Origin of the sequence: Leptolyngbya iicbica LK (assembly GCF_004212215.1) — a bacterium.
Lineage (GTDB): Bacteria > Cyanobacteriota > Cyanobacteriia > Phormidesmidales > Phormidesmidaceae > Halomicronema > Halomicronema iicbica.
In genome coordinates, this window is record NZ_QVFV01000001.1 from 1,614,674 (window position 1) to 1,626,720 (window position 12,047).

Sequence of the window (12,047 nt, forward strand, 5' to 3'; positions counted from 1 at the left end):
CCTAGAACAAAGACTGACTGAATCGGGTCTTTGCGGATTAGCACTCTCACGCTCCGAGTGCCAATTTAGAGCTTTGCGGGGGCCATCTACAACTGCGCAGTGAGTGCGGGTTCCCGAACTGAGCTCGCTCAGGGTGTAGGCAATGGGTATCAATGTCCTCTCTTTTGGTGAGCCATGATGAAATTTTGGCGATGGTTAGCGGTGCTTGCCTGTAGCTCCCAGAGTGGCCTGCTGACCTGGCAGGCGGCCCAGGCCAGCCCAGTGGTCCCCCAGGCAGGCACCCCCACCCAAGTGCAACAAACCGGGTCAGAGTTCACCATTATGGGCGGTGTCCGCTCAGCCGATGGGCAAGCCCTGTTCCATGCGTTTGAGCAGTTGGGCTTATCGCAGGGGCAAATTGCGACCTTTCTCGCGCAGCCCGAGGTGCATTCTATTTTGGGAAGTGTCGTCAGCGGCAACCCCTCATACATTGATGGGCTATTGCGTGTGTCGGGTGGGGGAGCTGATTTATATCTCATCAATCCCGCTGGCATTTTGTTTGGCCCTCATGCCCAGCTCGATCTCAACGGGTCGTTTGCGGCCACAACGGCCAGTGGTGTGCTGTTCGATGGCGCGTTATTTAATGTATTGGGCAGTGATGACTTTAGTCAGATCACTGGTATGCCCACGGGGTTTGTGTTTGCGGTGGATGACGCCGGGGCGATCGCCAATGCCGCTGACTTGGCCGTCAACCCTGGGGAAGCGATCGCCCTCATTGGGGGACAAGTCATTTCCACCGGGTCGCTGACGGCACCAGGAGGGGAAATCACGATCACCGCGATCCCCGAGACCGGGGTCGTGCGCATCAGCCATCCAGACATGGTGCTAAATCTGGAGATTATGCCGCTGCCGCCGGACGCGATCGCTGAGAGTGGTGCCATGACGCCCCTAACCTTAGCGGCCCTGCTCACGGGCGCCCCTGCTGACCTGGCCACGGGCTTGACCGTGCAGCCCGACGGCACCGTCGCGTTAACCAACGATGGCACTGTCGTGACGCCAACGGCGGGGAATGCGATCGCCAGCGGCACCCTCGATGTTGCTGGCCGTCAGGGGGGCGATGTCGCAGTGGTGGGCGATCGCATCGCCTTGTTGGACGCCACCGTGAATGCCTCCGGTGCAACGAACGGCGGCACCGTGCGCATTGGCGGCGACTATCAGGGCCAACCCACCTTGCCCGGTGCCACCCTGACCTATGTCGATGCCGAGAGCCAAATCACCGCTGATGCTGGCATCAGTGGCGACGGCGGCCAAGTCATTCTCTGGGCCGATGGCACCACGGCGTTTTACGGCGACATCAGCGCCAATGGGGGCCAAAACTCAGGCAATGGCGGCTTTGTCGAAGTTTCGGGCGCGGAGACGCTGATCTATCGCGGGACGGTGAGCGCGATCGCGCCCCACGGCCAAGCCGGGACGCTACTGCTCGATCCGACGAACATCACGATTCTTGACGGCAATGGCGACGGCGACGATACGCCCGATGTCGATCCCCTCAATCTCAGTCCGCTCAACGTGTTGGCTGCCGCCGCCACACCCACCATTATTTATGAATCAGAGCTGGAAAACACCGCTGGCAATGTCAATGTCACCCTGCGGGCCACCAACAACATCACCCTCAATGATTTAGCCGATGATGCCCTAACGTTCAATACCGATCCCGTTACGCCCGGAGCAATCACCTTTGAAGCGGGTAACGAATTTCGATTTGTGGATCCCAATGATGCGATCGTGGCCCCCCGGCGCAATCTCACCATCAGTGCGGCGACCATCAACGTTGGCACTCTCGATACGTCAGAAACGGGGAGTTTTGGCGGCAACGTCACGCTGAATGCAACTGGGGCGATCGCGACCCGCACCATCAATACCTTGGGCAATGCGTTGGGCGGCCCGACTGATGGTAGCGGCGATATCACCCTCACCGGCAGCCAAATCCAAACGGGTCGCATTCAAGCGGGGGGCGGCTTTCTCAACGACAGTCGAGTAGAACTCACCGCCACCAGTGGCGACATTATTGTTGACACCATCACAGCGGGCGGCGGCGGTTTAGAAATTGATGCTGCCCGCCGCTTTCAAGCTCGCGACACTTTTGACTCTTTTGTGCGCATTACCCTCAATTCCACCGACGATGCGGACTTAATTGACTTTCTCATGCGGGGCAATCCACAACCGCTCATTGATGCCGGACTGGTGGATACCGCCGATCAAGTGTTCATCACTTTTCCCACCAGCATTGGGGTGAATCCTGGCGGGGGCCAACCGGGCAACATCGTGATTCGTCATGGGGGCTCAGCCGCGAGAAACTTTAGTGATGGCAATATCACCATTACCGGCTCCGGCGCATTCCCCAACCTACAGTTTGTGTCGGGTCCCAATGACGACCACACGATTGACATCAATCCGCTGGTGCCTGTAGCCAACTTCACTGGCTTCACGACACTGTTTCCGCCGGGCACATTTCCAAATGAGGCCAGCGGCACCATTGGCGCGATTTTACGAGGGCAAGGCGATGCCACCCTGGTCACCTCCTTCCAAAATCAGCCGTTTGTGCCATTACCCGAAGCATCCGAAGGCCCGGGTGCTAATGAGGGGTTGCCGCGAGCGGGCGGTCTCACGATTGAAAGCGGCAGCTTTGAAAATGTGGCCAATCTCACACCAGAGGACGATAACGAAGACGAAGATCCGTTAGCTGATGAGACGGATGCGATCGCCACGGATGACCTGGAAGACGAGGACTGTGTGGCCGCGATCGCCCGCCGCTCTGCCAATACCGTCGAGATCGACTCGACGTGTCCAACCCCAGCCGCTGACGAGGCAACGGATTAGGCCAAAGCAGCGTCGCCCTACAGTCAACGCAAATCTAAAAAGCGGCCCAAATCTCTATCTGAGGATGGAAGCAATTTCCCACCTGGGAGAGAAGCCGTATCCATCAGGAGTTTGAGACAGTAATGGAGTCGTGCCAAATGGCAGAATAGAGCAATGCTCACGGCCCCTCTGTGACCTCGCAAGCATCGCCTTGGTGGTGCCTTGGTACCCGTCCCAGTTGAGATGATCATCTGTTTTTCGCCGATGGCGGCTAGCGGCAGTCAATGACGACTTTCAGTATCGCGGGCAAACGGGATGTTCTTCCGACTCAGTTCACTAATCAATCATTTCTGATGAACGATATTCGCATCATTATTATCGAAGACCACGACCTCACTCGAATGGGCCTGAAGGCAGCGCTCAAGCAGCATTCAGGAATTACGGTCATCGGCGAAGCTGCCACAGGGCAAGAAGGCTTGCGGTTGCTCAATCAATTACAACCGGATGTTGCCATTGTGGACATCGGGCTGCCCGATTTAGACGGGGTTGAAGTCACTCGCAAATTTAAGGACGCCGAAGATCCCAGTCAGTCAGCAGCGACCAAAGTGCTAATGCTGACGATGCATGACACCGAAGAATCGGTCATGGCGGCGTTTGCAGCAGGGGCCGACTCTTACAGCGTTAAAGATGTTGATATCAAGCAGTTGGTAGAAGCCATCCGGCTCACCCACGAGGGCCAGGTGTGGATCGATCCGGCGATCGCTCGCATTGTGCTCAGTCAAGCCAAGCGGATGGCACCCATTGCCGCCACGGGGGACATTACGCAGGCTGGCGACGACTACACTCAAGTCCTCGAAAGCGCCCCCCTAACAGAGCGCGAGTTGGAAGTGTTGGAACTCATTGTGGCGGGTTACAGCAACGCCAAAATTGCCGAAGAGCTGTATATCACCGTCGGTACGGTCAAGACCCACGTCTGCAACATTCTCAATAAGCTCAGCGCCAGCGATCGCACTCAGGCCGCCGTCCGCGCTCTACGCACTGGGCTGGTTCGGTAGCCAGACACCAGGGTCGCTGTGCTTCTATCGTCCGAATGAGGCCAGTTCACCCCATCAGGGGATGTAAGTTCGCCGCAAAATTGGTTCGATAGAAGTGTCGAAACGAAAGGAGGTCTATGCGACCCATCAACATAGGACTGACTGAAGAACAGCGATGCAGCGTTATCGAGTTGCTGAACCGCAATCTGGCAGATGTGTATCTGTTGTTGGTCAAAACTCGTAAGTATCACTGGGATGTCGTTGGTCCGCAGTTCCGTACGTTGCATGAGTTGTGGCAAGAGCAGTACGAAGCGTTGTCTCTCCATGCCGACGATATTGCTGAGCGCATCCGAGCGTTAGGTGGATATCCCCTCGGAACGGTTGAAGGATTTTTACGGTATGCCTCGATCAAAGAGCATCCTAATGATTTGCCTAACGCCAATGAAATGGTGACTCGGCTCTACACAGATTACGAGCACATCGTGCGCAACTTGCGTGATTACATTGCCCAGTGCTCTGAGCGCTACAACGATGAAGGCACCGCAGACTTTTTGACTGGCCTGATGGAAAGTTATGAAGAAACTGCTTGGATGCTTCGCTCCTTCGTCGAAGGTGAAGCATTGCAAGGCAGCACTTCATCATCTGACAGTGTCAATAACATGCCAGCCGGAGTCTAGCTCTGACGGTAAGGCGCAAAGCATACCTGCTAGCGATCGCTGAGCTAGCGCAATAAAAGAGGGGAGTGGTCATGGGCCACTCCCCTTTTTTTCGTAAAGCGATATTGCTGCCTAACTGACTTCTTCTCTCTACTTGGCTAGAAACCCTCTATTCACGCTCACAGCCCCTTCAGCGGCGGATTTTTGAACCGCAGGGAGGTTGATCGTTTCCTCTCCCAATAAAACAGGCAGTTACGGCGCGATCGCGGTTCAGGCTCGCTGCAATACGCCGAGGGACTCCAGCAGTTGCGGATTGTCTTCGAGGGCGACTTTGGCGATCGCGAGATAATCGCTCAGCCAGTCTTGCAGGGCGTCTAAGGCCTGATCGCGGGTTTGGGTGGCGGCTTGGGCTTCGCCTTTTTCTTTTTCTTGGGTGAGGTTGCTAGCTTCGACGGCTTTGACTTCGGCGAGTCCGGCCTGGAGCTTGTCAGGGGTGATGCCAAAGTTGCCTAAGCCTGCGAGCACGGCGGGATTGGCCAGGGCGTTGATGTAAAACTGGTTGACCTGGGCTAGCCACCCGGCCAGGTTACGTTTGCGCTCGCCGTTGAGGTCGAGTTGGGTGGCAATGCCCGCATCGCGCTTAAAGGCGACGCGGGCGATTTTGACGCAGCGGATGTAGGTGGCGTGGGCGATGGCGCGGTTGGCCTCTAGCTCAGCGGTGGCGGATTTTTGCTCGCCCGCTTCGAGCTGTTGGGTGGTTTGGGCGGTGAGGGCGGTGGTGTAGAGGGCTTTGCCCTGTTGGAGGTGATCGGCGGTGTAGCCAAAGAGGCTGAGGGCGTCGAGAATTTCGGGGTTGGTGAGGGCGTTGTCAATGGCGACCTGGGCGTCGTGCAGCAGACCGTCGATGCTGTAGCTGTGATTCATGGGATGCTCCCTGGAAATTTTACGGATCCAGAGTGCCCGCTGTAGTCAACAATGCCTCAGGCTCAGGGAGATGCGATAGAAATATATACGGAAGCGGCGGATGGGCAGCGCCGACGAAGGATGATTGACGACATCCGCCACGTACGTGCCGCTCAACCGTTCCTGCTCGACTCTGGATTCTTCCTGCCCAATTCTAAACCGTTCCCGCCTGCTGCTGAACGATGCCACCTGCGCTAAGCAATTCCCGCCCGACTCTGGATTCTTCCCGCCCACCGTCGAACGATTCCCGCCCGACTCCCAAAGATTCCCGCTTGCCGCTGGAAAGCTTCCGCCTGACCCCGAATACTTCCCACCCGACCCTGAATGATTCCCGCGTGCTGCTGAATACTTCCCGTGTGCCGATGAATGATTCCCGTTTGCTGCTGAACGATTCCCGCCTGCTATCTACGGTACGGGCGAGGCATTTCGGCAGTCACCGATAGGATTGAGGAACCCCGTTGTTCACAAAATGCCTCGCCCCTGCACTTACCTCACTACCTCCACCCACCCTGCTACCCTCATACCCTCACACCCACCCACTCCCCCCTGCCCATGACCCAAGACGAGCTACTGCAGATCATTGAGAAAGCTGCCGCCGAAGGGGCGACAAAACTTGACCTCCGCGAGAACCAACTGAGCAGCCTGCCCCCCGAACTCGGCCAACTGCAAAATTTATCTGCGCTCGACCTCCGCTCGAACCAACTGAGCAGCCTGCCCCCCGAACTCGGCCAACTGCAAAATTTATTAACGCTCGATCTCCGCTCGAACCCACTGAGCAGCCTGCCCCCCGAACTCGGCCAACTGCAAAATTTATCTGTGCTCTACCTCAGCTCGAACCAACTGAGCAGCCTGCCCCCCGAACTCGGCCAACTGCAAAATTTATCTCTGCTCGACCTCCGCGAGAACCCACTGAGCAGCCTGCCCCCCGAACTCGGCCAACTGCAAAATTTATCATGGCTCGACCTCCGCTCGAACCAACTGAGCAGCCTGCCCCCCGAACTCGGCCAACTGCAAAATTTATTAAGGCTCTACCTCAGCGGTAATCCGCTACCGATTCCGCCCGAAATTCTAATTCAATCATCTCAGCCGCAGGCCATCTTCGACTTCTACTTCGCCATCCAAGACCCTAGTGAGACTGATCGCCTCTACGAAGCCAAGTTCCTGATTGTTGGCGAAGGGGGGGCGGGTAAAACCTCCCTGGCTAAAAAGATTCAAGATCCCAATTACAAACTCAATCCTGACGAAGACTCCACCCACGGTATTGACGTGATTCAGTGGCGCTTCCCTTTAGACGATGGGCAAGATTTTCGCGTCAATATCTGGGACTTTGGCGGTCAAGAAATCTACCACCAAACCCATCAGTTCTTTCTCACCGAGCGCTCCCTCTACGCTCTCGTCGCCGACACCCGCAAAGAAAATACCGACTTTCCCTACTGGCTCAATTCCATTGAGCTATTCGGCGGCGACAGTCCGGTACTCATGATCAAAAACGAGAAGGGCAACCGTCCCTGTAACGTCAACGAAAAACAACTCCGGGGCGACTTCCAGTACATCCAGGAGTTTCTGCCAACCAACCTGCAAGACGGTCGCGGTCTCGACGCCATCAAAACCGCCATTCAGTATTACGTCACCCGTCTCGATTTCGTCGGTATGCCTTGGCCCAAGACCTGGAGCCAGATTCGCGAAGCGCTGGAACAGGACGATCGCGATTTCATGTCCCAGCACGACTACTTTGCCCTCTGCGATCGCAACGGCGTCACCGATCGCACCGAAATGCTGCGCATCAGCGATTTTCTGCACCAGCTCGGTATCTGTCTGCACTTTCAAAAAGACCGCGTCCTCAAACACCTCGTCATCCTACGCCCCGAGTGGGCTACCAACGCCGTCTACGCCATCGTCAAAAACGACACTGTCGCCGCCGCCAAAGGGCTCTTTACCCGCACCGATGCCGAAACCATCTGGGCCGAAGCCAACTACGCCAACCTCGGGGACGAGCTACTACAGCTGATGGAAAACTTCAACCTCTGTTACCCCATCCCCGGCCTGCCCGACGCCTACATCGCCCCCCAACTGCTCGACTTCGAGCCGCCCCCCTACGACTGGGAGGCCACCAACGCCCTCACCCTGCGCTACGAATACGAGTTCATGCCCAAGGGCATTCTCACCCAGCTCATCGTTCGCCTTTACCGCTGGATTGAGCAGCAACAGCTCGTCTGGCGCAGCGGCGTGGTGCTCACCAACGGTCGCGCCCGCGCCGAAGTCATCGAAACCTATCGCCCCTACAAAGGCGAAATCCGCCTCTGCATCTCCGGCCTCCACAGCAAAGAACTGCTCAGCATCGTCGCCAACGAACTCGACCAGATCAACGACTCCTTTGAAAAGATCAAGGTCAGCAAAAAAATTCCCTGCAACTGCGAAGATTGCTTGGAGGATCGCGAGCCCCACTACTTTCGCCTGCAAACCCTTGATCGCTTCCTTGCCAAAGGCCGCACCGACGTCACCTGCGAAAAAAGCGCCCTAGACGTGCCGATCCGTAGCCTCACCGCCGTCATTCCCACGGGCGAGCTCTTTGCCGATTTGCGCGATCGCTATGAGCAGGCCGAGCTACTGCCCGGTCTGGAGAAGCAAGCCACCCAAGATAAGTTCGATCGCCTCAAGCAACAACACACCGAGTACTATCCAGCCAATCAGTTTTACGATGTCTTTCTCGCCCACAACAGCCAAGACAAGCCCTTTGTGCGGCAGGTGTATCAACAGCTCAAAAAAACGGGCCTGCAACCTTGGCTCGACGAAGAAGACATTGCCCCCGGCACACTGTTTCAAGACGAGATCCAGAAAATCATCCAACAGACCAAAACCGCTGCCATTTTCATCGGTCCTACAGGGCTCGGTCCCTGGCAAAACGTAGAACAGCGAGCCTTTATTTCTCAGTGTGTAAGCCGCGAAATTCGAGTCATTCCAGTTCTGCTACCCGGTGTTCATGCCATTCCAGAAGAGCTGATTTTCTTACAAGAGTTCGGCTTCGTTTCCTTTGAAACCAATGATGATGAGACGGCAATCGACCGCTTACGGTGGGGCATCACCAGAGAAAAATCTTAGAGCCTGGAAGCTTAAACGGCGCGGAGAGATTGAGCAGTCGGGACGTTTAGGGGTGCTCGTGAAGGTGCGATCGCGATGACTGCTGTGTAAGCAGCGATCGCAAACCGAGTTCTGCCTCCACTGCGTCCAGCAGGAAGATGGTGAGGAATTGATCGCGTTCATCTTGGTGATAATGGGGCAACGGCCCATGACGCGGGCGCGACACTCCAAACGATGAAAACCGGAGATATCCCTGAGGTGCTAGGGGACGGGTCCCTGGGTTCTGACCCTGGCAGTATTGTCCTTGTTCTCAAAGGGACCCGTCCCCTGACGAGTTTATTTTCGGAGCAAAGTTAGGGAGCGATCGCTACTTGCCCCTCACTCATCCCCTGCCGCCGCGCTTGAATTTCCAGATATACCAACAGGGCATTGATATCAGCCGGGTTGACGCCGCCAATGCGGGAAGCTTGGCCAACGGTCAGGGGCCGCACTTTGCTGAGTCGTTCCCGCGCTTCTTTCGAGAGGGTATCGATGGTGTGATAGTCCAACGCTTCCGGCAGTTTGCGGTTGGCGTTTTTGCTCACCTGCTCGATTTGTGCCTGCTGGCGGTGAATGTAGCCGGAATATTTGATGTCGATTTCCGCGCCTTCTTTTTCCTCACGAGCCAGGTCAGCGCGACCCAGGCCGTAGCTTTCCAACTGGGGATAGTGGAAGCCGGGGCGACGCAGCAAATCCGCCAGGGTAATGGAACCTTTGATGCGTTGGCCGGTGTCGGCGGCGATGCGTTGACCGATGTCGTCGTGCTCCTTGACGCGCTCTTTCGCGAGGCGAGCTTTTTCGGCCTGAATGTTGGCCTGCTTGCTTTGGAAGAGTTGCCAGCGGCGATCGCCAATCAGCCCAATCTCGCGGCCTAGGGGCGTCAGGCGCTGATCGGCATTGTCCGATCGCAGCAATAACCGATACTCCGATCGCGACGTGAGCATCCGATACGGTTCCCGCAGTTCCTTCGTGCAGAGGTCATCGAGCAGGGTGCCGATGTAGCTCCCCTCTCGCGGCAAGACGATCATCTCCTGACCGTTCACCAGCCGAGCCGCGTTGATGCCTGCGACGATGCCCTGGGCGGCGGCCTCTTCGTAGCCCGTCGTGCCGTTGATTTGTCCAGCGCAGAACAAGCCCTCGACCCGCTTGGTCATCATGGTGGGATAACACTGGGTGGCGGGCAAATAGTCATATTCCACCGCATAGGCGGGGCGTAGCATGGCGCAATGTTCCAATCCGGGCAGACTGCGTAGCATCGCCAGTTGCAGCTTTTCGGGCAGTCCCGTGGAAAAGCCCTGCACATAGATTTCAGGAATGTCGCGCCCTTCCGGTTCCAGAAAAATCTGGTGACTAGCTTTATCAGCAAAGCGGACGATTTTGTCTTCGATGCTGGGGCAATAGCGCGGCCCTTTGGCATCGACCCAACCGCCATACACCGGGGAAAGATGCAGATTTTCGCGAATCAGTCGGTGGGTCTCTGCCGTAGTGCGGGTGAGGTGGCAAGGCATCTGCTCGCGCTCGACCCACACGTCGGGGTCAAAGCTAAACCAGCGCACGTCTTCGTCGCCGGGTTGGGGTTCCAGCACGTCAAAGTTGATGGAGCGGCGATCGACGCGGGCGGGGGTGCCTGTTTTCAGGCGATCGGTTTCAAATCCGAGTTGGTTCAGTGTCTCGGTCAGGCCCGTGGCCGCAAATTCACCCGCTCGGCCCGCTGGCATGGACTTGTTGCCAATCCAAATAATGCCGCCGAGAAAAGTGCCCGTGGTGAGAATCACGGCGCGACATTTGAACGCCACACCAAAGTAAGTCTCCACGCCGATCACTTCGTCGTTGTCGCCCAGCACCAAATCCGTCACCATCCCTTCGCGAATGGTGAGGTTGTCCTGATTTTCGACAATGCCTTTCATCACGGCGGCGTATTCGCGCTTGTCGGTTTGGGCCCGTAGCGCCCACACGGCGGGGCCACGGGAGTTGTTGAGAATGCGCTTTTGCAGATAGGTGCGATCGGTCATTTTGCCGATCTCGCCGCCGAGGGCATCCACCTCGTGGGCCAGTTGCGACTTGGCGGGGCCGCCCACCGCTGGATTACAGGGCTGCCACGCAATTTTGTCGAGGTTCAAAGTGATGAGCAAGGTGCGACAGCCCAGCCGAGCCGAAGCAAGGGCCGCCTCACAACCGGAATGCCCGCCCCCCACTACGACGACATCGTATTCATCTAAAAAGTCAACGGAACTGGGAGCCACCATTTACCTGTTCAAAATTATTTGCGTCTGGCCAGCAGTCAATGCTGTCGGGATCTAAATTTTAACGGCTCTGGTTCAAAAGTCAGAAATTGACCAACAGCGCTGGCTGCCAGGCAGTCCACCCGATTCAAGCCACCCCCACGACCCGCGCCATCGCTCCGCCCACACATCGATCGATTGCGGATCCATCACAAGGCGAGTATATTACTACTTAGTTGTATCGATATTTAACTTGTTAGTTTGTTAAGCCAGGTGCGGCTGATTGTCACCAAGGGGAGAACATGACACTGGTATTGGGATATTTGCTGGCGATCGCCATTGGGCTGAGTTTGGGACTGATTGGTGGCGGGGGCTCGGTATTGGCGGTGCCCATCATGGTTTATGTGTTGGGGGTGCCAGCCAAGTCGGCGATCGCGATGAGCATGTTTGTCGTCGGCTGCGTCAGCCTGTTGGGCGTGATTCCCCACTGGCAGCGGGGCAATGTCAACTTCAAGACCTTCATGATCTTTACCCCAGCCGCGATGATGGGGACCTTTTTGGGCGCCAAGATTGCCGGGCTGCCCTGGGTCAGCGACACCTTTCAACTCGTCGCATTTGGCATCGTCATGGTGGTCACCAGCTTGTTTATGATTCGCAAAAGTGGTGCGAAACCCCGGCCCAGTAGCGTCGGGGCCATGGCCCGACACGAACCACATCAGCATCACGGCCTCTTGCCAACATGGTTACTCATTCCCTTAGAAGGCATCGTGGTGGGCATTGTCACCGGATTTGTCGGGGTCGGGGGCGGCTTTCTGATTATTCCGGCGTTGGTGCTGCTAGGCGGCATTCCCATGAAAGAGGCCGTCGGCACCTCGCTGCTGATCATTGCGTTTAAATCAGCAATCGGCTTTGTGGAATACCTCAACTACGTCACGTTAGATTGGCAACTCATGCTGACCTTTACGCTGGCAGCGAGCATCGGCATGGGGGCTGGCGTTTACCTCTCCCGCAGTATCGATGGGCGGCATTTGCAAAAAGGATTCGGCTACTTTGTCTTGGCCGTCGCCGTCTTCGTCTTACTAAAGCGCTAAACCCACAATTGACCTGAACCCAATGGTGAGTCTTAGAAATCAGGATTTTATAAAGCCCAAGTTTTTTCGGCAGCATTTTGCCTGCGCTTGAACAGCCGAGACGGCTGTTCACACTTAATTAAGTTC

At 56.5% G+C, this 12,047-nt stretch carries 9 protein-coding genes; 6 read left to right on the top strand and 3 right to left on the bottom strand.

The window, feature by feature from the left end; all coding sequences use genetic code 11:
• Positions 1–174: 174 nt before the first annotated feature.
• The 3 genes from DYY88_RS06790 to DYY88_RS06800 all read left to right on the top strand — a co-directional run bounded on the left by DYY88_RS06790 (position 175) and on the right by DYY88_RS06800 (position 4,549).
• Positions 175–2,859 carry a two-partner secretion domain-containing protein gene (locus DYY88_RS06790; protein ID WP_052456672.1) on the top strand — a complete coding sequence of 895 codons (2,685 nt, stop codon included), beginning with the start codon at positions 175–177 and terminating at the stop codon, positions 2,857–2,859.
• 263 nt (positions 2,860–3,122) lie between these two features.
• Positions 3,123–3,893, top strand: coding sequence for a response regulator (locus DYY88_RS06795; protein WP_367889270.1), 771 nt, complete (start codon positions 3,123–3,125; stop codon positions 3,891–3,893).
• A gap of 116 nt (positions 3,894–4,009) precedes the next feature.
• Complete coding sequence (locus tag DYY88_RS06800; protein ID WP_039726132.1) at positions 4,010–4,549, top strand: Dps family protein; 540 nt, start codon at positions 4,010–4,012, stop codon at positions 4,547–4,549.
• A 249-nt stretch (positions 4,550–4,798) separates the two neighbouring features.
• On the opposite strand, the gene DYY88_RS06805 is transcribed toward DYY88_RS06800, so the two are convergent.
• Complete coding sequence (locus DYY88_RS06805; protein ID WP_044151111.1) at positions 4,799–5,452, bottom strand: PQLLE family protein; 654 nt, start codon at positions 5,450–5,452, stop codon at positions 4,799–4,801.
• Positions 5,453–5,673: 221 nt separating this feature from the next.
• Between DYY88_RS06805 and DYY88_RS06810 the strand changes: the two genes are divergently transcribed.
• Positions 5,674–5,934, top strand: a complete 261-nt coding sequence (locus DYY88_RS06810) for a hypothetical protein (protein WP_130199337.1) — start codon at positions 5,674–5,676, stop codon at positions 5,932–5,934.
• A 109-nt stretch (positions 5,935–6,043) separates the two neighbouring features.
• Positions 6,044–8,590, top strand: coding sequence for a COR domain-containing protein (locus DYY88_RS06815; RefSeq protein ID WP_052288305.1), 2,547 nt, complete (start codon positions 6,044–6,046; stop codon positions 8,588–8,590).
• 46 nt (positions 8,591–8,636) lie between these two features.
• Here the strand turns inward: DYY88_RS06815 and DYY88_RS24015 are convergent, their stop codons facing one another.
• Both DYY88_RS24015 and mnmG read right to left on the bottom strand, forming a co-directional pair.
• Positions 8,637–8,795 carry a hypothetical protein gene (locus DYY88_RS24015; RefSeq protein WP_160299522.1) on the bottom strand — a complete coding sequence of 53 codons (159 nt, stop codon included), beginning with the start codon at positions 8,793–8,795 and terminating at the stop codon, positions 8,637–8,639.
• A 127-nt stretch (positions 8,796–8,922) separates the two neighbouring features.
• Complete coding sequence (mnmG, locus tag DYY88_RS06820; protein ID WP_039726133.1) at positions 8,923–10,854, bottom strand: tRNA uridine-5-carboxymethylaminomethyl(34) synthesis enzyme MnmG; 1,932 nt, start codon at positions 10,852–10,854, stop codon at positions 8,923–8,925.
• A gap of 278 nt (positions 10,855–11,132) precedes the next feature.
• Here mnmG and DYY88_RS06825 point away from each other — a divergent pair, with 278 nt between their 5' ends.
• On the top strand, positions 11,133–11,921 hold the full coding sequence (locus DYY88_RS06825) for a sulfite exporter TauE/SafE family protein (protein ID WP_039726134.1): 789 nt from the start codon (positions 11,133–11,135) through the stop codon (positions 11,919–11,921).
• The last annotated feature ends 126 nt before the right edge of the window (positions 11,922–12,047 follow it).

Coding starts and splice junctions, on each gene's coding strand:
- DYY88_RS06790 (WP_052456672.1), top strand. CDS start 175: ATGATGAAATTTTGGCGATGGTTAGCGGTGCTTGCCTGTAGCTCCCAG.
- DYY88_RS06795 (WP_367889270.1), top strand. CDS start 3,123: ATGACGACTTTCAGTATCGCGGGCAAACGGGATGTTCTTCCGACTCAG.
- DYY88_RS06800 (WP_039726132.1), top strand. CDS start 4,010: ATGCGACCCATCAACATAGGACTGACTGAAGAACAGCGATGCAGCGTT.
- DYY88_RS06805 (WP_044151111.1), bottom strand. CDS start 5,452: ATGAATCACAGCTACAGCATCGACGGTCTGCTGCACGACGCCCAGGTC.
- DYY88_RS06810 (WP_130199337.1), top strand. CDS start 5,674: ATGCCACCTGCGCTAAGCAATTCCCGCCCGACTCTGGATTCTTCCCGC.
- DYY88_RS06815 (WP_052288305.1), top strand. CDS start 6,044: ATGACCCAAGACGAGCTACTGCAGATCATTGAGAAAGCTGCCGCCGAA.
- mnmG (WP_039726133.1), bottom strand. CDS start 10,854: ATGGTGGCTCCCAGTTCCGTTGACTTTTTAGATGAATACGATGTCGTC.
- DYY88_RS06825 (WP_039726134.1), top strand. CDS start 11,133: ATGACACTGGTATTGGGATATTTGCTGGCGATCGCCATTGGGCTGAGT.